We start from the raw sequence: 26,130 nt of genomic DNA, 5'->3' as shown, positions 1-26,130 counted from the left end.
GCAATGGCAGCTAAGTTCTTTTTGAAAATTTGGCTGCACTCTCCATGAATACAACCAAGGCCCTGTTACCGCCGAAATTTCCGCAATTATTGACTGGTTTAGCCCTACTTTCCCTGTCTTTAGTGGTCAGTACGGCGATCGCCGCCAAGGCTTTACTGGAAGTGAAAAGCTCCAATGATGTTTTGATCGTTACGGGGTCAGCTAAACGCCCCATTACTTCCGACTACATTACTTGGGGATTGTCTGTCTCCAGTCAGCAACCCACAGCCCAGGCCGCTTACCAGGATTTACAAAGTCAAACGGAACGGGTTCAGGCTTACCTACAAGGGAAAAATGTGCCCAAGGAAGCCATTAGTATGGGGGCAATGGAAACCTATGCCATTCCCGAAATTACCGAAAATGGCCAGGAAACTGGCAGAACCATGGCCTATCGCCTCACCCAGCGCTTTGAGATCGGGGCTGATGATGTGGAACGCTACGCTAAATTGTCCCAGGAAGCCACAGAACTTATTAATGAGGGCATTAACTTGACCGTGGAGCCTCCCCAGTACCTTTACACGGAGTTAGCTCCCCTCCGGATTGAAATGGTGGCGGAAGCAACCAAGGATGCCAAAGCTCGGGCCGAGGCGATCGCCAGTAACACCAATAGTAAGGTGGGACCAGTGCGGAGTGCCCAAACGGGGGTTTTTCAAATTACCTCCCGCAATTCCACCGATGTTAGCGATATGGGAATGTATGACACCTCTTCCGTTGAGAAGGACATCACTGCAGTGGTTTCTATTACTTTTAGTATGAAATAATTATCCCAGGATTTTGTTCAGGTTCGGACTTTATCCGTATTTTCTCTGGCAATCAAAAGATCTAACCAGTGGCTGATTGACCTTTGCTTGTTTCCGTAGCACGATCTAAAGAGTAGAGTCGATAAAAACCATGCTATTTCGTCAATTATTTGACCCAGAAACCTCCACTTACACTTACGTAATTGCTGATCCCCATAGTCAGTCTGCGGCCTTAGTGGATTCTGTTTTAGAACAAGTGGATAGAGATCTACGCCTACTAAAAGAATTAGACCTCAAGTTGATTTTTTGTTTGGAAACCCACGTCCATGCTGACCACATCACTGGAGCCGGAAAACTGCGGCAATTGACTGGCTGTCAAAACCTCGTCCCCCAATATGCTGACGTGGACTGTGCTGACCGCCATTTGCAGGATGGGGAAATTATCCATGTTGGTTCCATACCCATCCAGGCGATCGCCACTCCAGGGCACACTGACAGCCATTTAGCTTTTTTGGTGAATCAAAGCCATGTGTTAACGGGCGACGCTCTACTAATTCGGGGCTGTGGTCGGACGGATTTTCAAAGTGGGGATGCCGGTACTTTGTATGACTCTATCCACAGTAAATTATTTACCCTACCCGATGACGTTTTGGTTTATCCCGGCCATGATTACCGAGGCCAAACCGTTTCCACCATTGGGGAAGAAAAACGTTTTAATCCCCGATTGCTGGGGCGAGATCGCCAGGAATTTATCGAATTTATGGATAGTTTGAACCTGCCCGATCCCCAAAAAATTATGGAAGCTGTCCCCGCCAACCAACTCTGTGGTCAAAGGGCCGTACCTCTTTAAAAATCTAATTCTAGACCCATTTCCCGGTGAAAAATCCGTTGCAAATTATGGCTAGTTGCTTTCAGTCCCTTTACCGTACCTGGGGCAAAATCTTCAACGTAGCGGTGCTCAGCCTGGGGCTTTGGCTGGCCTGGGCGACTTTTTGGCCTGGGGCAACTCCGGCCCTGGTGCGGCAAACCACCGAAAAACCAGGGCAAACCCTGACCCAATCCCGCCAATCCCTACGGGACCAGGAAGGCAATACTTGGCAGGTGGTGTTATTTAAACGGGTAAAAGCTACTGGTGAAACGGAAACTAATTTGCGCTTGGTGGGTTTTCCCGGGGTAATATCCTTTCGCCATCCGGCTCCCTTAGTGGTTCAAGATAATGATGGTAGTACTGTTAACTTAACCGATCTTTTAGCGGCGGAGAGTCCTGGAGAAAATGTCGGTCAATTTTTAGTCACCGCAGATTTTGCCAAGCTAGAAATGAATGGCATTTGGGCATTAGATTTACCATTAAAAGAAGGAAATCAACAAATTAAAGTGCCTTACTTTGTACTTCAAGAATGGCAGGGATTGTTGGCCAAGTCCTCAGAATAATTGCTAATTTAGTTGTTAACCTGTGTAATACTTTTTTCTGATTTTGTAGAGACTATCCCGGAGATTAATGATGACAAGCTCGACCCAAACTAACCCCACCATTGCTCCTCAAACCCTGCAACAATTACGTCAGCAGGATGCGGTTATCTTAGTTGACGTGCGGGAACCCCTGGAATTTGTCGGGGAACACATCGCCGATGCCCATTCCCTCCCCCTATCTCGCCTTAATCCCAGTCAATTGCCCCAGGCAGAAGGAAAAACTACGGTGTTGTATTGCCAAAGTAGTAATCGTTCTGGTAATGCTCTGCAACAGTTGCAGGCCGCTGGGGCGGAAGGAATCATCCATTTAGAAGGGGGATTGTTAGCTTGGAAGCAGGCAGGATTGCCCACGGTAAAAACAAAAAACGCCCCTATCAGCATTATGCGTCAGGTGCAAATTATTGCCGGGAGCTTGGTGTTGACAGGGGTTTTATTAGGTACATTCGTTGCTCCAGGATTCTATTTTCTCAGTGGTTTTGTGGGGGCGGGATTGTTATTTGCTGGCATTTCTGGCACCTGCATGATGGCCAATCTGTTGGGCAAATTACCCTACAACCAAATTAAGGGGTAATAGCCATGGTGCTCCAGATGGTGGGCTATTTTTTGGCAGGTTGCATTGGCTTAAGTTTGGGGCTTTTGGGTGGCGGTGGCTCAGTATTGGCTTTGCCAATTTTAGTTTACGTTATGCAGGTTCCCCCCAAGGCGGCGATCGCCATGACGTTGGTGATTGTGGGGGTAGTGAGCTTGATTGGGGTAATTCCCCATTGGCGTCGGGGGAACGTTAATTTGCCTAAGGCCCTGATTTTTGGTTCTGCCACCATGGTGGGGGCTTTTGGAGGAGCTAAATTAGCAGCCCATCCCCTAGTGACGGAAACATTCCAGTTGGTTTTATTTGCTGTGCTGATGCTGGTGGCGGCCATTTTTATGATCCTCAAATCCCAACAGCGGCCCCAGTCTGCCTCCACTGAGGAAACAGCATTGGCAGCCTATCCTGCCCCCATCTGTAAATATTGTTGGCTATGGCTTTTGACTGAGGGCATTGCCATTGGCATTTTAACTGGATTGGTAGGGGTAGGGGGTGGTTTTGCCATTGTGCCGGCCCTGGTATTGCTAGGAAAGTTACCCATGAAAGAGGCGATCGGTACTTCTTTGTTGATTATTGCCTTTAACTCTGCAGCAGGCTTTTTAGGTTATTTTGGCCAAGTTAGTTTGGACTATCACATGATGGTGAGTTTCACCCTCTTCGCTGCCTTAGGAATTTTATTGGGTTCCTATCTATCCGGTTTTGTTGACGCAAGAAATTTACAGCAGGGTTTTGCCTACTTCCTCATGGCGATCGCCGCTTTTATTCTTTTTCAACAACGGGGCACTCTATGGAGTTCCAAGACCAATAGCTACCTGCCGGAACAAAGCTCCCAAGTATTGCTACAAAAAACCCGGTAGATCCGGCAGAATCAATGGGGAATAAAAAACCTTACGGACCATGGTAACCATTGCTATCCACACAGCATTAGGGGTGATCGGGGGCTTGCTAATTTTTGCCGTCTTTTTTTATCTTTCCAATGCACAGCAAACTTCTGCTCCCCTGGGGCTAATTTTTCTAGGGTTAGCCTGCGGCATCATGGCCCATTACCTTTCCCCTTGGGCGACCCTCGTTATCTTGGGATTATATGCCCTTATCTCCTTTAAAGAATGGTGGGGCGATCGCCATACCCCCTCCTGAATCCAATGCAACCTTTTGTCTAAAGGGAAAAAACGACACTTTTCAGCCAATTTGACCGTCCCCATCTCCATTAGCAATTTTTTGCCCTGCTTCATCATCCATGCTTTCCCTGCTCACACCTCTAGTTCTGGCCCAAGCCAATCCAATCACCATTCCCATCACTCCTCCCCCGGTAATCACCCAGCCGGCTCCCAACATTGGGGACTCTCCCCAAGAACTAAAAGTAGTGCAGCCGGTGCGTCCTTTGCCAGGGCAGCTAGATCAAATTCCGGTTTTTAACAGTAATAGTCCCGAACTAATTTTTAACGAAGGCATTATTCTCTCCACCCTGTCTTCCATTGGCATGGGTCATCCCTACGCCCACCTGAATCATCCCTTCCGGGGTCGGTTTGATGTCTTTGCCCACCACGTTGTCCAAGCATCTCCCGAAGGCAGGACTTTATACCTAGGGGTGTTATTGTTCAATGGCAGTCGGCAAGACGCCACGGTGGAAATTCTCCAGGGAGCCAGTTCCCTCACTTCCCCCGATGCCCTATTTATTGATCTGCCGCCGGTGGTGGAAAACAATGACGGTAAGGTTTTTGCGGGCCCCGGTAGCCGGGTAATGAACGATGTTTTGCGGGGACAACGGCAGAGTAATTACCCCGAAAAATTTGTCATTCCCGCTGGGCAAAGTCGCATGCTGATCAATCAGCCTTTGCCAGTGAACTATACCCCAGTGCCCGGACAGCCGCCACCGATTAGATTGCCGCGCAATGGTTTTTCTGCCTATCTCCGCCTTAACACCAACGTTCCTATCCATGCAGCCAGCATGGCCATGTATGCTCCCCAGGATAATTTTGGCGTAGAACAAGCTCCCCGCTTAGCGGATTGGGAAAACTTGCTTAAAACGGCTAACCTCATGCAACCCAGGGACCGTATTCCCCGCAATAGCCAACGGCGAATTTATAGCCGGGTGGCGGGGGTTTCCATTGGCTCCCAGTGGCAGGGCACCATCACCGACGACAACAGCCAACAATTAAATATTCCCGAACCAGGACGAGGCTTTTCCTATCCCATCAGTTCCCTAGAGGGAGGACGCATGGGTACTGGCCAAAATCAGTCTGCCCCCATGGCGGTGCGTTATCCGGATACGGCCTATGAATCCCATGGCAATTATGGGGTGCAATATAGTTTGACTTTACCTCTGGTGAATAACACCAACCGCAATCAGACCGTTGATCTGACGGTGGAAACCCCGCTCAAGTTTAATGACGCATCCAATGACCAGTTAACTTTTCTCGTTCCTCCCGCTGTCAATGTCTTTTTCCGGGGCACAGTAAGGTTCAGCTACACCGATCGCCGGGGTCAGACCAATAACCGTTACTACCATCTGGTGCAACGACGGGGACAAAAGGGAGAAAATTTGGTCACCCTAGACCTAAAACCGGGGGAAAAACGCACTGTTCAGGTGGATCTACTCTATCCCCCCGATGCCACACCGCCCCAACTGTTGACAGTGAGGACTCGCTGACCAGGGGACTGGGGGAGACTAATGGGGAATTGATCGCCTGAGTTTAGCAAGTTAGGACAACTAAAACTAACTTTTGGCCACGCTAACTTTCACCCCTGGGCTCTGTTCTTCTTCTCCTTCCTCTTCCCCTAGGCCCAATTCCCGTTTAAGGATGGCAATGGATTTCTCGCCGATGTAATGTTCCGAACAAATAATTTCCGGCATCCGGATCAAATCATGGCGTTCCGCTTCGATCGCCTGGCGCACAATGGGTTCACTAGCAGGATCGGTAATGATAGTGCGGGCGGTACGGACTAGGGAGCGCAATTTCGGGCGATCGCTCACCAAGGCCGATTTCAAAAAGAGGGATTCTCCCCGCAGGCTATGGATAAGAATTTCCGCAATGGTGAGAATGCCGGGGCTGAGGCTGACAATGCCTAAACAGGAGTTTTCCGGTAGGGCCTTAACTAGTTCTAGTTCTTTGCTGTAGTCGTAAATATCAACGGGAATAACCCGTACATCGTAGGGAGTGGCAATGGACTCCGCTTCGGCCAGGAAGTAGCGACTGGTGACCACTGTGCCGGAGGGCAGTTCCGACAGGGCTTGTTTGAGGGTTTCCATGGGCACTAACTGCACAGGGATTACCAGGGCTTGTTCCAATTCGTTGAGAATTAATTGTCCCGCCCCGATGTCCCGTTGGGGAACGGTGACTAACACCCTAGCGGTACTGCGCAGTCGCCAGTCAATGGTTTCTAAACAAAGCTCTTTCACCTGGGAAAGGTTTAACCCTTGGCTGAGCAGTTCATCAATGGTTTTTTGGATTAGCTGGCTGGCTTCGGGGTATTCCCGGAATAGGGGGCCATCAAGGATAATGCCCTCCTCGGTGCTGGGGGCTTTAACGTAAATACCTGAACCGGCGATGGATTCCACTAAGCCCGCATCTTCCAGATTTTGGTAAACCTTACTGATGGTGTTGCGGTGTAGGCCCGTCATCATGGCCAGTTGCCTGGTGCTGGGTAAACGATGCCCCGGATGATATTGACGGGAGGCGATCGCAAAACGGATTTGGTCAAATAACTGCTTGGAAGCAGGAATTTCGCTGTCGTTTTGAATTTGGAACTGTAGCATTTTAGGGAAGGGTAAACGAGGAGTAGGCAGATGAAGTCCGGATTTTATCCCACGGCTAAAGACGGTCTGCACCAGGGAAAGGTTCATTGGCAATTAGGTTTTGATGGCCACTAGCTCTCTGGTCCAAATGATTAGTTGTTGCCAACGTTTTCCCAATCAATTTTCACTAGCCACAAATTTTTAAAATTTCCCTCAACTGTTAAAGGGGCGGAGCCAACCCCAATCCATGGCCCAATCCAGGCTGGAACGAACTACGGCAAAACTAATCAGACTTTCCCCCATCAAAATGGCGATCGCCAGGGGATCTTCAGTGGTGGGCAATTCAATCAATCCGCCGCTCCGCACGAGGGTAAAGGCCAGCACGGCCCCGTCCCGGAGATGGGCATTGTCATCTTGGCGAATGATGTAGCGATAGGTGACAGCAAATAAAAAGCCACTCAGCAAACTACTACCAACGTTCAAACCCAGGTTAATCCAGTCCGAACTCAGTGGGCTTATGAGTAGGTTGAAATAGTTGTTGCCCAGCAAGGTCAACCCGTAAACCAGCCCAAAGGCGATCGCCCCTAGGCAACCGGCCTTAATGGACTCCAAACGTTCCTGAAAGCTTAATTGCACCCGTCAACCCCCTCCAGAAGCAAACACGGATCAATTATTGCAGGAAAGCTAGAATTTCACTGTGCAATTTTATGTTGGGGCTAGCTACTACTTCGGTGGATGTGGGGGTTAAATCCCGCCCCTGCCAATCGGTAAAACAATAATTTGCCCCGGTCAAAATGGGGATTAGCGCACAAAAATCATAAAAGTTCAGATCCGCTTCCACTATCACCACGGGCATGGCCGTCCAACCACTGGCGGCGGCAAGGTAATTAAAACAATCTCCCCCAAAGGCGGTGCGCTGACATTGGCGATAAATATTTGCCATTTTCTGCTGTTGCTCCGGGTTGGTGAACATTAACGGTGTGGTGGAAGCAATACAGGCGGAGGCTAAATTAATTTCGCTCTTTTCATAGGGATTAACCAGGGACATGCCGTTAAGGTTACTCTGCTCTCCCTGTACCCCCTGCCATCGATCGCCGCTGATGGGTTGATTGGCAATGCCCAGCACTGGCTGCATATTTTCATCCACTAAGCCAATCAGGGTGGCAAAAATTGGCAAGCCCCGCACAAAGGAGGAAGTACCATCAATGGGGTCTAGCACCCAGGTATAACCCGATTCTCCGCTAATATTCTCCCCTTCTTCCCTAATTACACTGTCCTGGGGCAATTTTGCTTGAATTAAATCCACCATGGCCTGTTCTGCTTCTTCATCAGCTTGGGTGACAATGGCGGAAACCTGGTCGGTTTTTGTGCCACTCTGGAGATGGGAGCGACGGAAATATTGAGCGAGTACGTCCCCGGAAATGGTGGCCAATTGCTGGGCGATGGCTAATCTTTGTTCAACCTCTGGCAACATTTTTCTATTCCAAAGACCCCTTCAAACTGGCGATCGCCGACAGTAATTGATCAATCTCGGCATCGGTGCCCACCGTAATGCGCAGATAATTGGTAATGCGGGGATGGTTAAAATAACGTACTAGAATTTTCTTTTCCTTCAGGGCTTGGTACAGGTCGGCGGCGGCCATCCAACGGGGGGCGGCAAAAACAAAATTGGCATCTGAAGGACAAACCTGAAAATCTAACTTGGCCAACTGCTCCATCAAACGGGTGCGAGTAGAACGTACCTTTTGCCACAGGGGTACAAATTCAGCTTGGTTCCGTAAAGCGGCGGTGCCCAAGGCCTGGGCCACCCGGTCAAGGTTATAGGAATCCCGCACCTTATCCATTTCTGCAATCAATGTCGGCGCGGCGATCGCCAATCCCACCCGCATCCCCGCCAGGCTATAACTCTTAGAAAGGGTGCGGGAAACAATCACATTGTCGAACTCTTGCAGAAAATCCCAATGGTCCTCGTCGGAAAAATCCCCATAGGCCTCGTCAATTACCACCACTCCTTCGGCCTGGGCACAGGTCTGCCAAAGAAATTCTCGCTTTAAATGTTTGCCTTTGGGGGGATTGGGAGAAGCGAGGAAAATTAATTTTGCCCCCGGACAAATCACCGGCCCGGTTAAATCAAAATTGGCATCGGTGGCAATCTTTTGCACCTTAGCTCCATGCACCGAGGCGATCGTCTCATACAAAGAGTAAGTAAGATCTAAAAAAGCAATGGTTTCCCCTGGATCAACAAAGGTGCGCACCACAATATTGAGAATATCGTCGGAGCCATTGCCCGCCAATACCTGGTTTAACTGCACTCCATACAAATCCGCCGCCGCCTGACGTAACTGGGTCGAAACGGGATCAGGGTAAAGCCGTACCTTTGGTAATTCCGCCGCCACCGCTGCCAACACTTGGGCCGGCGGATCGTAGGGATTTTCGTTGGTGTTTAGCTTGATAAAATCGTTAGTTTGGGGCTGTTCCCCGGGCACATAGGCAGGGGTTTGACGGACAGATGGACGGATGGACACCATTGCGAAATTACGGCCAAAGGGGCAAAAATCCCTTTGTTCAAAGCTTCTCCCAATACAGACCATACCCCGACACCGTTGCCGCTGTAAAGGCAAGACATAGGGGAACAATGGGGTTTTGCTAGGGCTGTTTTTGGCGCTCTTAATTGATCTACCAAGATGGAGCTGATGGATCTTTAACTTTCTACCGAAGAATTGAGGGGGCACAGAGAGATACCATTGCCCAACTGCCAATTATTCACAACAATGGCGGGCTGCGTATTCCTGAGCTATCTGGCCATAGGAATCTAAATAATGGCGGAGACAATGAAACTGGTCTGGGTTAAGACGGTAATAAATCCAGCGGCCCTCCTGGCGAGTGTGCACCAATTCCGCATCCCGCAAGCGCTTGAGATGGAATGATAACTTGGATTGGCTAATGGTCAGTTGCTCGCACAGGTCACACACGCATTGTTCCTGATTTTCCAGTAACGTCAGTACCTGTAGGCGAATGGGGTCAGAGAGGGCGTGGAATCCGGCACTAATTAGATCTTTTTCCGTTGGTTTCACAGCAATATAAGGAAATACCAATGCATTGTTTGCAGTGCGCTTGATTGAGATGCCCCCAAGCTTTTGTCTGGCTATGGTGCAAACTTTTCTGGAGGATTATTTAACTTTTACACAGAAGGCAAAATCAAGCTGAAATATAAGTTTAAAACCAAAGGGGAAGGCTTGATGGGGGGATATTGAGACAAATTTTTCGCTCAAAAGTAAAGTTTTGCCGAATTTTGTGCCGATTTTGACAAAACAATGTTATTTTTCGTGGTGGATATTTTTGATCCGAACTAGTCGATCGCATCTAGGCTTAAGTCGAGCCTGACTAAAATAAACTCTTTTTACCTTTTTTAAAACGCAAATGAAAAAGTACATTGCTGAATTTATCGGCACTTTTTGGCTAGTGCTTGGCGGCTGTGGCAGCGCTGTTTTTGCCGCATTTATTTCTGTTCCCGGTGGCGAAAACACCAACGAGTTTGGTTTGGGTTATCTGGGGGTTTCCGTTGCTTTTGGCCTGACCGTCTTCACTGGGGCCTACGGTTTAGGCCACATTTCCGGTGGTCATTTTAACCCTGCTGTTTCCTTTGGCCTCTGGATGGGCAAAAGATTCCCCAGTTCCCAGTTAGCCCCCTATATTGGAGCTCAGGTACTAGGGGCGATCTTAGCTGGCTTTTTTATTCTTATCGTCGCCCAGGGCAATCCTAACTTTATCCTCGATCCAGCCCAATCTAACCCCTTGGCCACCAACGGTTTTGGGGACCATTCCCCCCAGGGATATAGCTTCATGGCCGCGCTGTTAATCGAGTTTGTGTTGACTTTCATGTTCCTGTTGGTCATCCTTGGGGTAACGGATAAGCCTGCTCCCGCTGGGTTTGCCCCCGCCGCCATCGGTTTGGCCCTGACCCTAATTCACCTAGTCAGCATCCCCATTACCAACACCTCCGTCAACCCAGCCCGCAGCACCGGGGTTGCTCTTTTCTGTGGTAATCCTGCTTTGATTGGTCAACTATGGTTGTTTTGGCTAGCCCCGATCGCCGGAGCATTGTTGGCTGGCTTTGTCTATCACAATGTCTTGGAAGATTTAAGTCGCCCTGCAGTGGCCCCAGAACCAGAAGGGGAAAACTAGGGAAAGAAATCGTCCCCACTCCCCTTATTTAATCGTAGAGTTAGGTTATCCTAGCTTTGTTGATGTTGTTGCTCCCCAGATAGCCTCCGTTGTGCTAGCCCTCGGGGAGATTTTTGTGGCAAATTTGTAGGGTCAATGGGCTAATTTTTGTGGCTACCAGCATTGGTGCCCCCCAAAGTTCCTTGTGTCCGCAAAGCTCTCCCAATACCCCAAGGTTAGCGGGAAACTAGATCAGGCTCCCCCATGATTGGGAAATTTAGGATACAAATTAAAACCTGACCAACGGCCTCTTGCCAAGCTAACCACCAATAGTTTCTTGCCCGCCCCGAACCTGTGCAGAGTTACGTCGTCAGCGCCTGGGGCAATCCAGGGAATTTCACCCCGTCTTCCCTAACGATTGGATGGTGGGAATGTCAACACCTCCAAGCCAGGTTTGATCTTCTGGGAAGATTAAGATAAGTATTAGTTATGGCTTAGTCCGCTAAAGTCATCCATATAGATAGTCCACCTCAGACCCGCCCAAATTTTCCCCTCCGGTTCCATCCCCAGTTTCATTCCCTCCCTATGTCCAAACTCGTCATCGTCGAATCCCCCACCAAAGCTCGCACCATCCGCAATTATTTGCCGCAGGATTATCGGGTGGAAGCGTCCATGGGCCATGTACGGGATTTACCGGCTTCGGCAGATGAGGTGCCTGCGGCCTATAAGGACAAAAATTGGGCCAATTTAGGCGTCAACGTGGAAGACCATTTTAGCCCCCTTTATGTGGTGCCCAAAACCAAGAAAAAGGTGGTGAAGGAATTACAATCCGCCCTGAAAAATGCCGATGAAGTGATTCTGGCTACGGACGAAGACCGGGAAGGGGAAAGCATTAGCTGGCATTTATTACAACTGCTTCAGCCGAAGGTGCCCATTAAACGGATGGTATTCCATGAAATCACCCAGGAAGCCATTCGCCATGCCTTGGACAACTGCCGTGAGATTGACGAAAATTTGGTCCATGCCCAGGAAACTCGCCGGATTTTAGACCGCTTGGTGGGTTACACCCTTTCCCCGTTACTGTGGAAAAAAATTGCCTGGGGCTTATCCGCTGGCCGGGTGCAGTCGGTGGCGGTGCGTTTAATTGTGCAACGGGAACGGGCCCGCCGAGCTTTTAAAACCGCTGGTTACTGGGATCTAAAAGCAGAACTGGAACAAAGCAAAAATCCTTTCCAGGCTAAGTTAGCCACCCTCGCTGGGGTGAAATTGGCCACTGGCAGTGACTTTGACCCTAATACCGGTGCTTTGCTGCCAGATAAACGGGTGGTGGTACTGGATGAAGCCCAGGCGATCGCCTTGAGGGATCGTTTGTGGGGGCAACCTTGGGAAGTAATTAATACGGAGGAAAAACCAAGTACCCGTAAGCCTTCTCCCCCCTTTACCACCTCTACTCTGCAACAGGAAGCTAACCGCAAATTGGGTATTTCCGCCCGGGATACCATGCGGGTGGCCCAAAAGCTTTACGAAGAGGGTTACATCACCTATATGCGGACGGATTCGGTGCATCTTTCCGACCAGGCGGTGACGGCGGCCCGGAGTTGCGTCCAACAAATGTACGGTAAGGAATATCTCAGTCCCAAACCCAAGCAATACACCACCAAAAGTAAAGGGGCCCAGGAAGCCCACGAAGCCATTCGCCCTGCTGGAACAGAGTTTCGCATTCCCAACCGCACGGGGTTAAAGGAACGGGAATTGGCCCTGTATGAATTGATCTGGAAACGGACCGTGGCCTGTCAGATGGCCGACGCTAAAATCACCCAACTGAGCGTTTTATTAAAGGTGGAAGATGCGGAATTTCGGGCTGGGGGTAAGCGCATTGACTTCCCTGGTTATTTCCGAGCCTACGTGGAAGGTTCCGATGATCCCGATGCTGCCTTGGAAAACCAAGAGGTAATCTTGCCCCCCCTCAAAGTCGGCGATCGCCCGAGTTGCCAAGAAATTAACACCGTAGGCCACGAAACCCAGCCCCCGGCTCGCTATACGGAAGCTTCCTTGGTGAAAACATTGGAAAGTGAAGGGGTGGGCCGTCCCAGTACCTACGCCAGCATTATCGGCACTATCATTGACCGGGGCTATGTGCAAATGCGAGCTAAGGCGTTAACCCCTACCTTTACGGCCTTTGCGGTGGTGAGTTTGCTAGAATCCCATTTTCCAGACTTGGTGGATACGGGATTCACTTCCCGCATGGAGCAAAAATTAGACGAAATTGCGGTGGGCAAAACCCAATGGCTCCCCTATCTCCAGGGCTTTTTCCTAGGGGAATCGGGACTGGAAAACCAGGTTAAGGTGCGTCAAGACCAAATTGATCCGGCGATCGCCAAGGCCATTGAGTTGGAAAACCTGGCCGCCAAGGTGAAAATTGGCAAATTTGGCCCTTATATCGAAATTCCCCAGGGGGAAGAAATTATTACGGCATCCATCCCCCACGATTTAACCCCAGCGGACCTTAACCCAGACCAGGTCGCAGTGTTACTTAAGCAAAAAACCGAAGGCCCCGATAAAGTGGGCACCCATCCCGAAACCGGGGAACCGATTTTTGTGCTCATTGGTGCCTATGGTCCCTATGTCCAGCTAGGGGAAGCCACGGAGGAAAATAAGAAACCGAAACGCACTTCTCTACCCAAGGGAGTTAAGCCGGAGGATGTCACCCTGGAAATGGCGGTAGGATTGTTGGCTTTGCCCCGTACTTTGGGGCCCCATCCCGAATCGGGCAAAAATATCAAAGCTAGTCTGGGAAGGTTTGGTCCCTATGTGGTCCACGACCAAGGTAAAGACGGCAAGGATTATCGTTCCCTTAAAGGGGAGGACGATGTCTTGACCATCACCCTGGACCGGGCCTTAGAACTGTTGGCGGAACCAAAACGGGGCCGGGGTAGCCGCACTCCCCTCAAACAGTTGGGCCTCCACCCCGAAGATCAAGAGCCGGTGAATTTATTCAAAGGCCCCTATGGGGTTTACATCAAACATGGCAAAGTCAATGCCAGCTTACCGGAAGGGGAAACGGAAGAAACCATTACCCTAGAAAAGGCCTTACCTTTATTGGCGGAAAAGGCGGCCAGTGGAAAAAAAACTAGCCGTAAAAAGACCACCACCACAGCCAAAGGGACGAAGAAAACCAGCACTAAAAAGGCCAGTGCCACTGGTACCGCCAAGAAAACTACTACTAAACGCACCACCACTAGGAAAAAATCCCCCAGTAAAGCTACCAATCCAGACCAGTCTAGCGAGGCTAGTTAGAAGCTAGTTAAACAGCAGGATGAAAAAGCGTGTGACCCTAACTTTCCCCCGTAGTGCGGTGCAAATGCCCGTCACCTATCGTCTGGCCAAGGATTTTAATATTGCTGCCAACATTATCCGGGCCCAGGTAGCCCCCAACCAGGTGGGTAAAGTGGTGCTGGAATTGTCCGGGGACATTGACCAACTGGAGGCTTCTTTGGAATGGATGCGCTCCCAAAGTATTGAAGTTTCCTTGGCGAGTCGCGAAATTGTCATTGATGACCAAAGCTGTGTGGACTGTGGGCTCTGTACGGGGGTCTGCCCCACAGAAGCTCTGAGTTTAGACCCGGATAGTTTTCGCCTGATGTTTCGTCGTTCCCGTTGTGTGGTCTGTGAGCAATGTATTCCCTCCTGTCCTGTCCAGGCGATCGCCACTAATTTTTAGGCTCCATCACCGGCAATTATTCCCATGGAATCCCCCATTCAAGCCCAACCCCCCCTGGACTTTTTAGCTCCCGATCTCCAGCCTTGGTTGCTCCGGCTCGGGCCTTTGATTCTCCCCTGGTGGATCCGCTCCCAAACGGCGATCGCCAAAATCGAGGCCGAAAATTTAGAAACTTTAGTCCAGGCCTACACTGACTTTAGCCAAGGGAAAAACCGCCTACTGTTGGCCTTCCGCCACCCCAGCATCAATGATCCGTTGTGTATGGGGTATTTATTTTGGAATTTATTGCCGCCAGCACTCAAAAAAGGCCCCCTGCAACCGCCGCCGTTAAGCCATTCCCACTTCATGTATGACCGGGGCATTCCCCTCTGGGGGGGAGATTTTTTACGGTGGTTATTTCCCCGTTTAGGGGGTACATCCATTCAACGAGGTAAATTAGACCGTCCCGGTTTACGGTCGGCTCGGGAACTAATGCTCAATGGCCAATATCCCCTGGCCGCCGCGCCGGAAGGAGCCACCAACGGTCACAACGAACTGATTTCTCCCCTGGAACCAGGCATTGCCCAAATGGGATTTTGGTGCCTGGAGGATTTACGCAAAGCCCAACGGCAGGAGCAGACGTTAATTTTGCCAGTGGGTATTCAATACTTTTACCTTACGCCTCCCTGGCAAGAGATTGAAAATTTGCTTTCCCAATTGGAACAGGACTGCGGCATTCCCCCCAGCGACGACCATAGTTTGGGGGAAGCCAAGCTATACGAACGACTTTACCATTTAGGCGAAGTGATGTTGGATCTAATGGAGAATTTTTACCGACAGTTTTACCATCAAAATTTGCCAACAATGAAAGATTTAGCCAACCGTTTGCAAGAAAACTTTAACAGCTTGGAAACAGATCCAAATCAATTACTAGCTTCCCGTTTGCAGAATTTGCTTCATGCGGCCTTAACCGTGGGGGAAGAATATTTTCAAATTACCCCCAAGGGAACCCTCCCGGATCGTTGCCGACGGTTGGAACAGGCTGGTTGGGACTATATTTATCGAGAAGAATTACGGGATGAACAAGCTTTATTTCCCGTAAAAAAAGGCTTGGCTGATCGCATTGCTGAAGAAGCAGATTTAAGAATGTGGCATATGCGACTGGTGGAAAATTTTGTCGCCGTAACGGGCCACTATGTCAAAGAAAAACCAACGGTGGAAAGGTTTGCCGACACCCTTTTATTGCTTTGGAATGTCATTACCCGCATGAAGGGGGGCAACCTCAATAACCGTCCCATTTTGGGGCGTCAGCGGGCCCAACTTACCTTTGGTCAACCCATTCTAGTGGATGATTATTATAGCGATTACCAGGGCAATCGAAAATTGGCGATCGCCAAGGTAACTGAGGTTTTACAGGAAAAGTTATCCGGTCTGATTATTTAATTATTGCCAATGGTTTACCTGGTGTTAGCAATCTGATTGATCATCAGCCTTCCAAATCTGTTTCAGTGCTGTTCTTATCCATGGTTATCCACAGTTTTATTCTCCATCTCCACCGAAGCCACCACTGCATAAAAGGGGTCACTACCAGCCATACCTAAAAGTTGTAAGAATCCCGGTAAGTTTTGCCCTGGTTTAACAATGGTTTTCGGTGGGCCAAATTCCTTTACAGATTGGATATAGGCCCGGACTAACTGCAAATGACTGGCATCGGTGCCGTCCCGCCAAGCGGCGATCGCCTTTTGGTAAAACATGCGATTGGAAAAACTGACAATTACCACACCACCGGGCTTGAGAATACGGGCAATTTCGCTAAACACAGCTTCAGGATATTGCAAATATTGCACCGATACCGCCATTAATACGGCATCAAATTCCGCATCGGGGAAACCCAAAGCTGGATTTTCATTGAGATTTTGTACGAAGTAATGATCTAGCCGGGGATTTTTTGCCAATTCTTCCTCATTTAAACCATGACCTTCCACATGGGCAAAGTTCATTTCTCCGGGCAAATGGGATACCCAACTCCCCATCAAGTCTAAAATTTTTGTGCCAGGTTTGAGCTTTTGCCGATAAAGCTCTGTTAATTGGTCGATGAAGCCATTGTCCACATGGGTAACAAAGCGGGGATAGGCATAAAACTGACCGTCATTGCTGGGGTCGAGCTTACTGCGCTGGTCAGGATTAAGCAGGGCCATGGGGTTTAACTTTTAATGATGAATCGTTGGAAAAGAGCCATTTTCACTATTTATTTTAACGAAGGACTGAATATTGAAATACCCCCAAAAGTGTTGAAACATAAGTGAGGTAACAAAAAAAGGGGATAAAATAGACAAATCATCCCCAAAACAAGTAAACATCAACTACCATGCTAGGCTCTCTGAAAAAATAATCAAACCCATCCTTTGATGATGGCGTTGAATAGGTAGCCAATACTGATAATACCAATGGTCATTAACCCAATAAATACAGCTAATAGTTGTGGTCGCAGTACTTTTTTAAGAATTACCATTTCCGGCAGAGATAGTGCGGTTACCGCCATTGTGAAAGATAATACTGTACCCATGGGCATTCCCTTATTGACTAAAGCTTCAGTAATAGGCATAACCCCCGCAATATTGGCATAGAGTGGAACACCTAAAATCACCGAGATTGGTACGGCCAAAGGATTATTTGCCCCTGCATATTTGGTGATAAAATCCGTCGGCACATAACCATGAATCCCTGCACCGATTGCAATTCCAATCACCACATAAAGCCAAACCGATCGCACAATTTCGCTGGATTGGAATCTTCCTTGATCAAATCTTTGTCCCCAAGTTAACACCACTGGTTTTAGATTGTCTTCTTTTTCTATCGGTATTGTTTGACGTGATTTTTGCAGTTCCCAAACAAAGGGTTCTACCCATTTTTCCAATTTCATCAGTCCGATGATGTATCCAGAAGCGATCGCCAAACCTACCCCAAAGCCAATATAGATTAGGGTTACCTTCAACCCAAATAATCCCCACAACAGGATAACAGCAACCTCATTGACCATTGGTGCGGCCATCAGATAAGAAAAGGTAACTCCTAAAGGTACCCCTGCTTCTAAGAAGCCAATAAACAAAGGAACCGCAGAGCAAGAACAGAATGGTGTGACAATTCCGACCATTGCGGCCAAAATATTTCCCACAAAAGTACGCTTTCCTTCCAACAAAGAGCGAACCCGTTCTGGCTCCAAAAAGCTTTGAAATGTCCCAACAATAAAGCTAATTACAATTAGTAATGTTAATACTTTGGGCACATCATAAAGAAAGAAGTGCAGACTTGATCCTAAATGAGATGACATCGACAACCCCAAGACTTGGGTGACAATTTGGTTTGCCAACCAATCAAAAGGATAAAATGGGTCAAACATAATTTTGCCTTTTTAACCCTGTAATAGGGGCTGAATTTGTTTGGCATTAATGACTTGACCTTTACTGACAACTCTGCCATTGATTGTCATAGCCGGGGTAGACATCACACCTCGTTTAGCAATTTCAATGGGGTCAGTAACATGCAAAACTTCAGCAGTCAAATTTAGATTTGCTACAGCTTCTTTAACATTTGCTTCTAATTGTTGGCACTTTTTACAGCCTGCACCCAAAATTGCAATCTTGATAGTGCTCATGGCATAACTCCTTTTTTTATGTTTTCTAATTTAGTTCATTTGACTGTCAAATTTTCTTTTTATGGAAAATTTATGAAAAAATGTAATTATATTTGCCCTAAATATCATTGAGATCGCCACCAATCCATTGCTTCGCTTGTGCGAGTGCCGCATTAGGAAACAATTTAAACTTGCTCGGAATCAGCTAATTGACTTTTGCTCAATTTAACCTTCTTAACCTTCATGATCCTTCCTTGCATAGGACTACCCATTTCAGTGAGTAACATCGTCAAATCCCTGGTCATAGTAAGGTGCTTGGGTGCCGAGCTGCCTGTCCCAAAAAGTAAAATACAGTCCATAGTGAAATCTGTATTGACGATGATGAATCGCATGGTGAGCTGGACCGATAAACCAGCGGCCACACCAATGATGGGGGAAATTAGCCGGCAACCGATCAAGTCCGAGATGATTCACCACTGCCCATATAGTCATAGTGCTTAGCACCGCAATAACAGTAATAAAATGGAGAGGAATCACCAACGCAATGCCAACTAAAAACAGCACATGGGCGATCGCTTCCGGTGGATCGAAAGCAAAAGATGTCCAGGGTGTCAGATGATTTGATCGGTGATGTCCCTGATGCCACCAGCGGAATAGTAAAGGATGGTGAAACAGCCGATGCAAAAAGTAAAAGTAGGCGTCTTGGAGCACGATCACTATGACATAGCTAACACCTAGATACCATAGTGAATACTGATGAATGTCAGCGTATAAACGGGTGATACCTGAGTCGTATGCCGACAGAATCGATGCTGTCCCCAGTGCAAATACGACTGAAGAAAGTACCGAGAGTGCGATATCCCGTCGAATTTCTGGTGAAATCTCTCTGCAAAATAATCGTCCGGGTGGTGAATCTCGATACGCTGGCAGCACTTTGCTGTGATCGGCAGTGGTGCTGGCACAGTTGTCGATGGTGGGTCGACCAAAACCGACGGACAATAATAGGTCAATTGCCCCCGCCAGAACAAAGTATCGTGCCAGGATAATACCCAAGAAAGCCAATCCATAGAACGCAAATGAGTGGTCGATCAATTCAGTTTCCTCTCGATAGAATAATATATTGGTTTATTTGCTCTGGTTGTTCATCAGAAACAGACACGAGTGCTGGTTTTATAAGGTCTTGAGAAAACCAATCAAGTCGGCTAGATCTTCATCGCCCATTTGCCAGCGCGGCATATCTCTGTTCAACATTTTTTCGCCGTCAGGGTCTTGACCTTCGGCGATCGCCAAACGGAATTTTTCATCATCAATGAATTCATCCTTAAGGGCTGACCAACGAATGTCAGGGGCATTGATTCTCTGCATTCCCATCATCGTATGGACACCGCCACGTCCATCGGAGCCATGACAGGAAGCACAGGTTAAGAAGCTATTACCCATCATTCCCCCATTTCCCATTATTCCTCCCGATGAAATTATGCCAGTCGCAGTGATATTCGTACCGCGATCACTTGTCGTCGTGAAATAAATACGCTCACCATTAGAGGCAAATATTTGCTGTTGGGCCATTGCTGGGTTGCCATTTTGTGACGATGTGGGAACTGGCCGATATTGAGCGCTGTTAACTGTAGGCAATGGTGACATACAGGCATAGAGCAGTACTGCTGCTAGCATACTGATGAATAACCAAATGGAAATAAATTTATTTTTAGCTAGAGATCGCCTAATTAAATGTTTCATGATCGGTTCTCTATAATTGAAATAGAAGCGAAAGTGGAAACTTCTATTTTGTGTAGGAACAATTTATGAATTGCCCCTACTATTGGGAAAATTTATTGACTATTGATCTAACTAGACAGAGGTGGGTCAGTCCGATGACTCGCTTGATGCTCTAGCCGCCCCAGGGTGTGTTCAATCAAGTGGGTTAATTTCTCCGCAGCCCCGTCAACAGCTTGGTCTAGGGTTGCTGCCTGATGGGTTACCGCGAGGGCTTGGTATCCTGCGATGTGAGCTTCGATCATGCAGCGCATACTGTCATTGCCGTCCTCCTGCTCGCTGTTCTGATTACTTAGGTGAACATCAACGTTAGTGAGGCGAGTGCTGAATCGACTCAGACTCTCTTCCACTACACTACTAACCTCAGTGGCTAGTGCTTCGTGACCTTTAATGTTGTGACCGGTATTGATTTGGACTTGCATGGTAGTTTCCTCTTGTAATTGTGATAGGGATAAAAGTAAGGGGCGTTTATGAATTGCTCCTACGATAAAAAATTAAGAGTGTTAGTTTGCTTTCTGTAAATGGGGATGGGAAAACCATTGATGCAACTTCCTTAAACCGTAGGTAATATAAACTGGCTGGTCACAGTTAAAAACACTATAGGTTTTTTGTTTGATCCAGTCCGCAACCAAAAACCAGATGAAGGCATAACCCCAAACAATTCCTGCTAAACCCCAGCCTAGTGGGGCCATAAAAAATCCATAAACGGCAATTAGGGTTGCCACCCCTTGAGTTCCAAGTACAGCAATTAATAAAATTGGTGCTGGGGTAATTGACCAGAAAGGGCCTTTGGTAAGGGTTACAAAGATAGTTAGATGGCCGGCGATCAAGAGTTTTAGATAGATCAATGTCTGCAATGTGTCGCGATCAAGTTGGAAAGTCCGTTCTCCGAGGTACAACATGCCAAAGGAACTTGCTAGACCGGTCAGTCCTAAAACCGTTGCTAACCCCAGAACCACTGGCATATTCCATCTTTCAGGACGCTTGGCGGGACGGGTGTGATCGTAGGCGATGGAGATAATTGCACCATCGTTTAACAGGGCAAGCAACACAATCATGATTGCGGTGACTGGATAGAAGTTATAGACCAGAATCGAAAGGGTCATAAACAACAAAATCCGAATCGTTTCCGTAATTCGATAAATCGCGTAGTTATTCATGCGCTGAAAGATACGGCGACTTTCCTGAATGGCTTCCACGATGACACCGAGTCCGGGGGTAAGTAGCACAATATCCGCCGCCGCACGGGCAGCATCGGTAGCCCCTGACACCGCAATGCCTGCATCGGCTTTTTTCAGGGCTGGAGCATCATTCACCCCATCCCCCGCCATACCGACCAGATGTCCCCTCTGTTGCAGCACATCGACAATGTGATATTTGTGTTCGGGAAAGACTTGGGCAAACCCTGCGGCCGCCTCGATCGCCTCGTTAGTTTGTCCAATTTGGTGTAGTGGCTCTTTTCCCAAAAGACTAGCATCGAGAATATCGCCCTTGAGTCCGAGTTGATGGGCGGTTTCACTGGCGATCGGCCCCCAAAAATGCGATAAAAACTGCATGATTGGGCTAATGTTCTCCTCCGTCAGTTCATTTTCTCCATCCCGTAATCGGCGATCGCCTGCTTCTTTCTGACTTAATCCCTGAAGTGAAGTGTTTAATTGTTGTTGAAATTCTTCAAGGGGTAAATGGGAAAGAATCTCTGGATCGGCAAATACAGTCATGGTGGGATGTCTCCTGATATCTAGCAATCACCGAAAAATAAATCAGATCCTGATTCATTCAGTAATTGGGACTATCTATTGCGCTGCATTAATAATCTGAATAGTCATTTCCTCAACCTCTTTAGCAATTGCAGATAGGGCTGGATTCTGAGACAACGCCGCCAACATTTTTTCTGGTTTAATCATCCCAATCTTGGTAACATTTTTTTCTGTAAACACTGAGATTCGACAGGGTAGAGCCATATTTAGACACATATCAATGGCAAGAACTTTGGCCGCTTGCACTGGATTGCAGACTTCAAAAATTTTGCACTCTTCCGCAAATTCAATCCCTTTACTCCGCAGTGTAGCTCCCAAATCATGAATGTGTAATACTCCATAGCCATGACTCACCACCACTGATTCCAAGTCTTTAATCGCTAGGTCAAATAACTTATCAGTTTCAACTATGTAATACATGAAATCGTCCTTTGATATTGAAGATTTGAGCTTATCGATTAATGGATTACTAGTCCGCAAAAAAATCTCTAACCTTCGCCACAATTTGAGGATTTGTCATACTGTCAGATGTTTCCATCCCGATAACCTTAGCACCAAGATTATTTGCTTCAAGACATTGTTTCAGCTCATTTTTAGCGCTACTTGGTCCAAAGATAAAAATAGATTCCGCATTACGAATATAGTCAATTAATTCATCATAATAAGTGTTAAAGTCTTGGGTCAAAGTATTCTGCTGACTATCATCGGCAGGGACTTGGAGTGCTTCATAAGACCCCTTCATGGGTGAATCACCAGAACGCCGAGGCTGTGTTTCTACGTCTGATAGGATTTCTTTAATCTTTTCTTCTGTTTCCGCAATCGATACAATTACGGCTTTTTTGTGATCGATCCATAGTCCTAATTGATTATTCATAGCGATCACCTAAATTGATTACAATTCTATTACAAGTTTTATCTGAACATACTTGTTTTGTCACTTGCGATTAGTATGACAGTATGATGTTTGAAATAATATATATGCAATGTATGAGTTGGATGATTTGTATGAGAACGTCTTGAAACGTTACAAACTTGCGCCTATATTTATCCCATCGACCAGTGAGATCGACTGCCAAAGCACTGTCTGTTTAGGGAGTGAAAGTTAGAATGGTTATGCAGTATAAGATTAGAAAAATAGGCTGTGTGTATTGTGAGAGTGAACGGATAGTGAAGAATGGAAGAAAGAAGCTGAAGATAGAACAGATAGTTTAATAGTATTCCCGTAATGAATGTGGTCTTCGCTTCAACGAGTGTAGTGGTGCCCCCATGGCACGATTGAGAACGCCAGTGGAAAAAGCTTAGGAATCAAGGATAGGGGGTTGTATGAGGAGGGAGTCAAGACCGTTCAGGGATAGGGCAGGTGGATGCGGTGGTTTAACCATGACGAAAGACGCTACGGCAAGAAATGATAGAAGCTGGCAGGTGTTTATTTACCCCTTAAGATGACTACAGAATGGAAGTCTGGAGAAAAATACCACTCCGGCTATGGCCATGGGGTTTATTCAGCGCTCTGCAGAAATCCTGACTTCTAGAGGCTTTCCCCAATTCACTCCTTAAGCTGACAGCGCCCAAAATCACAACCTCCCGATAACGATTCGCCATGACAGACGCAATTAATGAAATTAACCAAGCATCGGAATTGGCTTTAAGTAATGGCGATCGGCTATTACAAGTTAGCTTAATTATGATCGCAGGAGGTGTTAGTTGCTTTGGAGGAATAATAATAATTCCTACACTAAAATTCTTTTTCAGTTGGTTCACTCCGCATTCTCTAACGGAAACCTATCTGCGAGTGGTAATTGCATCTAAATCTATTCTTCTGATTTTAATTACGCTGTTTGCAATGGAAATAATGCTGTTGCTAATCCCGAACACAGAATGGCTTAGTTTAATCGAATTTTGTTTCAGTATAGGCATCACAGTGCTCAGTGGCTGGTTTTTGTCAAAACTATTTAGAGATTTTTTTGACGCCAAAATTTTAGGGATAACTTTTGCTTCTAACCCCAAAGTGAGAGGGGAATCAATTTTCCTACTCCGCTATTTGGGCGATTTTGCGATCGCCGTCACCTTAATTATCTTCTTTTGCATCAGCCATAATATCAATGTCGCTGGCATTGTTGCTAGTTTAGGCATTGGAGGGATCGCCATTGCCTTTGCCGCTCAAAAGACATTAGAACAATTTTTGGGAGGAATTGTTTTAACCCTAGATCGCCCATTTATGGTGGGTGATTATATCGGTTTATCCGATGGACAGCAGGGCAAACAAGGCACATTTGGAAGAGTTGAGAGTATTGGTTTGAGATCAACTAAAATCCGCATTTCTGGCAAAGGTACACTCACAGTTATTCCCAATAATTCCCTCACCCAAGCTACCATTGAAAATTTTTCTGGTGCGAGGAAAATTATGTCAGTAATGACGATTACTTTTCCGGCGAAGGTATCAGTTGATGAGCAAGCACTAATTCGTCAAATCGTTATGGACAGCACAGTGGATATTTTTGGTTTAGATTGGCGTAGTACTGAGGTTGCATTTGGAGAAAATTATGCCCAAATTTCCTTTTTTATTTTAGGATCTAATGAATTGTCAATGGATTTACGAAAACAACTGCTAGATCTTGCGAGGCAACAAATTACCAAGCAACTAACACAACAGAATATTTCTTTTACTCTTAATGAGCCAACAATTTATGTGGATTCTCCAATCTCTATTTAAGTACTTAAACAAAAATTTCAAGAATTTAAATAGATGCTACTTACAAATTTTAAAAGCTATATTTATATGGTTTAACCTTTATTTGATTAGAATTACTAGACCAATAGTTAAACAAGTAACTCAACCAATCATTTTATTCTTTATTAGTTGGTTGGTTTTTATCGCTCCCCTAAGTTTTGCGCAAAATTCACCTTCCAGTCCTGCCCCAAATTTTAGCAATGGCTTTGCGTCCACTAGTGAGCCCGTTGTTGTGGATGGCATTCCCCTCTTTGATTTACAAGCAGTAGATCGTTCCACTGCCAAGGATAGAGCTGACTTTGCCAATAAGAGGATTAGCGATGCTATTGCTAACTCTCAAAATATTAATTTTGATGTCAATAATGATCCCAACACTGGAGTTACTTATATTTCCCTAAATGATCAATATCTGCTCACGGTGACGGCCAACGATGTATTACCCAGTTTTTCGCCGTTAGAACAAGCTACTCAATGGCAGAAAATTTTAAGGACGGCCACTGCCAAAGCAAAACAAGAACGAACTCGTCAATATCTTTGGCAACGAAGTGTTTGGATTCTAATGGCGATCGCCGTATTAATTGGGTTGCAAATTTTGCTGGGTATAATGACTCGAAAATTTAAGCTAAAAACTGGCATTGTCAGCAAGATTGGGTTTACTTTAAGCTGGATTGCCATTCTAAGTATTAGTTCTGAATGGTTCCCCTTTTTACGAAGTTGGCGTTATCATATTATTTCTCCATTTTTTCAACCCCAATGGTTAATATTTTTTGGTGCTTTAATTGGCTCTTTTATATTTAGTCGTTATGCCACAGATTTAGTAAAATTAGCTCTAAGAAAAATAGCCCCTCAATCCGTTGAAAAAATCTATAATGATATTATTTATCCAAGTGACCGTCTATTCAAATTTGTAGTTCTTAACCTTGCCGTTAGTTGGTCTTTAATTTTATTAGAGTCCTTCGCTCCGATTGCCTATAATCTGCTTAAGCCAATTTCTAATCTACTTTTAATAGGCAGTATATATTGGATATCCACAAAACTTATTAGCCGATATTTACGCACTTATGGTTTTAAGATAGGGGGAAGATTTAGCCCTGGCAGTGACGATGCAATTCTTGTCTTTGAAACTATCATTAATGTTTTTGCTTTTATTGTCGCCTTGGTGGCCTTTGCTAGAAGTCTCAATTTTGACTTAATTGGTTTAGTAGCAAGTTTAGGACTAGTTGGTTTAGCCGTTGCTTTTGCGGCCCAAAAAATTCTCGAACAATTGATTGCAACCTTAGTTCTTTATCTGGATCGTCCCTTCGTTACTGGGGACTACGTCCGTTTATCAGGAGGAGAACTAGGAAAAGTAGAAAGCATTGGTTTACGATCAACTAAAATTCGTTCTCTCGGTACTGGCACAATTATTGTCATGCCCAATTCTATTTTGGTAAGTGTAGAAATTGAAAATGTGACCCTTGCCAAGAAAATTATGGTTTTACTTTATATGAATTTTCCGGCAGTTTTGGAGGAACGAAAATTCGCTCTAGTACGACAAGCAATCATCGAAAAAACCTCGATTCTGTCAGGAATTGATGCAAATAGCACCAATATTTCCTATTCTGATGGCACAGGTAAAAGATTGCGGGTTAGTTTGACAATTCTTGGTTCTCAAGATGATGTCATCGAAGTCCGTAAACGCTTATTGACTCTGGCAAGCGTGGAAATTGCCAACTCCCTTTCTAGGCAAGGCATTGTCTTTACGATGGAAGACCCGACAATCTATTTCCAATCACCCATTACAATTTAACCAGGGCA

The 26,130-nt window shown here is 46.6% G+C and carries 27 protein-coding genes and 1 pseudogene; 14 read left to right on the top strand and 14 right to left on the bottom strand.

Annotation, left to right across the window (positions count from 1 at the left end):
- Positions 1 to 44: 44 nt before the first annotated feature.
- The 7 genes from H6G45_RS14040 (at position 45) to H6G45_RS14010 (ending at position 5,485) form a co-directional block, all read left to right on the top strand.
- The gene (locus tag H6G45_RS14040; protein WP_190599027.1) at positions 45 to 800 is read left to right on the top strand and encodes an SIMPL domain-containing protein; all 756 of its coding nucleotides are present in this window, start codon (positions 45 to 47) and stop codon (positions 798 to 800) included.
- Positions 801 to 930: 130 nt separating this feature from the next.
- Positions 931 to 1,629: an MBL fold metallo-hydrolase gene (locus H6G45_RS14035; protein WP_190599026.1), complete on the top strand. Its 699-nt coding sequence runs from the start codon at positions 931 to 933 to the stop codon at positions 1,627 to 1,629.
- 47 nt (positions 1,630 to 1,676) lie between these two features.
- A complete protein-coding gene (locus H6G45_RS14030) occupies positions 1,677 to 2,210 on the top strand; it encodes a DUF3122 domain-containing protein (RefSeq protein WP_190599025.1) in 534 nt (177 codons plus the stop codon).
- A 70-nt stretch (positions 2,211 to 2,280) separates the two neighbouring features.
- Entirely contained in the window at positions 2,281 to 2,820 is a 540-nt protein-coding gene (locus H6G45_RS14025; protein ID WP_190599024.1) for a rhodanese family protein, read from the top strand.
- Between the two features lie 5 nt (positions 2,821 to 2,825).
- A complete protein-coding gene (locus H6G45_RS14020) occupies positions 2,826 to 3,692 on the top strand; it encodes a sulfite exporter TauE/SafE family protein (protein WP_190599023.1) in 867 nt (288 codons plus the stop codon).
- A 40-nt stretch (positions 3,693 to 3,732) separates the two neighbouring features.
- The gene (locus H6G45_RS14015) at positions 3,733 to 3,972 is read left to right on the top strand and encodes a hypothetical protein (RefSeq protein WP_190599022.1); all 240 of its coding nucleotides are present in this window, start codon (positions 3,733 to 3,735) and stop codon (positions 3,970 to 3,972) included.
- A gap of 100 nt (positions 3,973 to 4,072) precedes the next feature.
- The gene (locus H6G45_RS14010; protein ID WP_190599021.1) at positions 4,073 to 5,485 is read left to right on the top strand and encodes a DUF3370 domain-containing protein; all 1,413 of its coding nucleotides are present in this window, start codon (positions 4,073 to 4,075) and stop codon (positions 5,483 to 5,485) included.
- 66 nt (positions 5,486 to 5,551) lie between these two features.
- Here H6G45_RS14010 and H6G45_RS14005 read toward each other — a convergent pair whose 3' ends face one another.
- The 5 genes from H6G45_RS14005 to H6G45_RS13985 form a co-directional block, all read right to left on the bottom strand.
- Positions 5,552 to 6,679: a GntR family transcriptional regulator gene (locus H6G45_RS14005; protein WP_347338271.1), complete on the bottom strand. Its 1,128-nt coding sequence runs from the start codon at positions 6,677 to 6,679 to the stop codon at positions 5,552 to 5,554.
- 105 nt (positions 6,680 to 6,784) lie between these two features.
- Positions 6,785 to 7,207, bottom strand: a complete 423-nt coding sequence (locus tag H6G45_RS14000; protein ID WP_190599020.1) for a hypothetical protein — start codon at positions 7,205 to 7,207, stop codon at positions 6,785 to 6,787.
- 34 nt (positions 7,208 to 7,241) lie between these two features.
- Complete coding sequence (gene hisN / locus H6G45_RS13995) at positions 7,242 to 8,045, bottom strand: histidinol-phosphatase (RefSeq protein ID WP_190599019.1); 804 nt, start codon at positions 8,043 to 8,045, stop codon at positions 7,242 to 7,244.
- A 4-nt stretch (positions 8,046 to 8,049) separates the two neighbouring features.
- On the bottom strand, positions 8,050 to 9,099 hold the full coding sequence (gene hisC, locus H6G45_RS13990; RefSeq protein ID WP_190599018.1) for a histidinol-phosphate transaminase: 1,050 nt from the start codon (positions 9,097 to 9,099) through the stop codon (positions 8,050 to 8,052).
- A 231-nt stretch (positions 9,100 to 9,330) separates the two neighbouring features.
- Positions 9,331 to 9,645, bottom strand: a complete 315-nt coding sequence (locus tag H6G45_RS13985) for a metalloregulator ArsR/SmtB family transcription factor (protein ID WP_190599017.1) — start codon at positions 9,643 to 9,645, stop codon at positions 9,331 to 9,333.
- Positions 9,646 to 9,991: 346 nt separating this feature from the next.
- On the opposite strand from H6G45_RS13985, the gene aqpZ reads away from it, so the two are divergent.
- The 4 genes from aqpZ (at position 9,992) to H6G45_RS13965 (ending at position 15,878) form a co-directional block, all read left to right on the top strand.
- Positions 9,992 to 10,756, top strand: coding sequence for an aquaporin Z (gene aqpZ / locus H6G45_RS13980; RefSeq protein ID WP_190599016.1), 765 nt, complete (start codon positions 9,992 to 9,994; stop codon positions 10,754 to 10,756).
- Positions 10,757 to 11,320: 564 nt separating this feature from the next.
- Positions 11,321 to 14,032, top strand: a complete 2,712-nt coding sequence (topA, locus tag H6G45_RS13975) for a type I DNA topoisomerase (RefSeq protein WP_190599015.1) — start codon at positions 11,321 to 11,323, stop codon at positions 14,030 to 14,032.
- A 19-nt stretch (positions 14,033 to 14,051) separates the two neighbouring features.
- Entirely contained in the window at positions 14,052 to 14,456 is a 405-nt protein-coding gene (locus H6G45_RS13970) for an NIL domain-containing protein (RefSeq protein WP_010872494.1), read from the top strand.
- 24 nt (positions 14,457 to 14,480) lie between these two features.
- Positions 14,481 to 15,878, top strand: a complete 1,398-nt coding sequence (locus H6G45_RS13965) for a 1-acyl-sn-glycerol-3-phosphate acyltransferase (RefSeq protein WP_190599014.1) — start codon at positions 14,481 to 14,483, stop codon at positions 15,876 to 15,878.
- A gap of 74 nt (positions 15,879 to 15,952) precedes the next feature.
- On the opposite strand, the gene H6G45_RS13960 is transcribed toward H6G45_RS13965, so the two are convergent.
- From H6G45_RS13960 to H6G45_RS13920, 9 genes are all read right to left on the bottom strand, one after another.
- Entirely contained in the window at positions 15,953 to 16,633 is a 681-nt protein-coding gene (locus tag H6G45_RS13960; RefSeq protein ID WP_190599013.1) for a class I SAM-dependent methyltransferase, read from the bottom strand.
- Between the two features lie 194 nt (positions 16,634 to 16,827).
- Entirely contained in the window at positions 16,828 to 17,835 is a 1,008-nt protein-coding gene (locus tag H6G45_RS13955) for a permease (RefSeq protein ID WP_190599012.1), read from the bottom strand.
- A gap of 12 nt (positions 17,836 to 17,847) precedes the next feature.
- On the bottom strand, positions 17,848 to 18,090 hold the full coding sequence (locus H6G45_RS13950) for a thioredoxin family protein (RefSeq protein ID WP_190599011.1): 243 nt from the start codon (positions 18,088 to 18,090) through the stop codon (positions 17,848 to 17,850).
- A gap of 252 nt (positions 18,091 to 18,342) precedes the next feature.
- Complete coding sequence (locus tag H6G45_RS13945) at positions 18,343 to 19,161, bottom strand: sterol desaturase family protein (protein ID WP_190599010.1); 819 nt, start codon at positions 19,159 to 19,161, stop codon at positions 18,343 to 18,345.
- 78 nt (positions 19,162 to 19,239) lie between these two features.
- Positions 19,240 to 19,809, bottom strand: a complete 570-nt coding sequence (locus H6G45_RS13940; protein WP_190599009.1) for a cytochrome c — start codon at positions 19,807 to 19,809, stop codon at positions 19,240 to 19,242.
- A gap of 107 nt (positions 19,810 to 19,916) precedes the next feature.
- Positions 19,917 to 20,267 (bottom strand): HPF/RaiA family ribosome-associated protein, encoded by a 351-nt coding sequence (locus H6G45_RS13935; protein ID WP_190599008.1) that lies wholly within the window; start codon positions 20,265 to 20,267, stop codon positions 19,917 to 19,919.
- Positions 20,268 to 20,348: 81 nt separating this feature from the next.
- A complete protein-coding gene (locus H6G45_RS13930) occupies positions 20,349 to 21,563 on the bottom strand; it encodes an HAD-IC family P-type ATPase (RefSeq protein ID WP_190599007.1) in 1,215 nt (404 codons plus the stop codon).
- A gap of 75 nt (positions 21,564 to 21,638) precedes the next feature.
- Entirely contained in the window at positions 21,639 to 22,022 is a 384-nt protein-coding gene (locus H6G45_RS13925) for a DUF302 domain-containing protein (RefSeq protein WP_190599006.1), read from the bottom strand.
- A gap of 49 nt (positions 22,023 to 22,071) precedes the next feature.
- Positions 22,072 to 22,476 carry a hypothetical protein gene (locus H6G45_RS13920; protein ID WP_190599005.1) on the bottom strand — a complete coding sequence of 135 codons (405 nt, stop codon included), beginning with the start codon at positions 22,474 to 22,476 and terminating at the stop codon, positions 22,072 to 22,074.
- Between the two features lie 260 nt (positions 22,477 to 22,736).
- Here H6G45_RS13920 and H6G45_RS19985 point away from each other — a divergent pair.
- The 3 genes and pseudogenes from H6G45_RS19985 to H6G45_RS13910 form a co-directional block, all read left to right on the top strand.
- A pseudogene (locus H6G45_RS19985) lies at positions 22,737 to 22,895 on the top strand (IS1 family transposase); the annotation flags it as partial.
- Between the two features lie 307 nt (positions 22,896 to 23,202).
- A complete protein-coding gene (locus tag H6G45_RS13915) occupies positions 23,203 to 24,315 on the top strand; it encodes a mechanosensitive ion channel domain-containing protein (protein ID WP_190599004.1) in 1,113 nt (370 codons plus the stop codon).
- On the top strand, positions 24,275 to 26,122 hold the full coding sequence (locus tag H6G45_RS13910; RefSeq protein ID WP_199309770.1) for a mechanosensitive ion channel domain-containing protein: 1,848 nt from the start codon (positions 24,275 to 24,277) through the stop codon (positions 26,120 to 26,122). The genes H6G45_RS13915 and H6G45_RS13910 overlap by 41 nt, the downstream gene beginning before the upstream one ends.
- Positions 26,123 to 26,130: the final 8 nt, after the last annotated feature.

Source organism: Synechocystis sp. FACHB-383, from assembly GCF_014698605.1.
GTDB lineage: Bacteria > Cyanobacteriota > Cyanobacteriia > Cyanobacteriales > Microcystaceae > Synechocystis > Synechocystis salina.
This window is presented reverse-complemented; position numbering and strand designations above follow the sequence as displayed.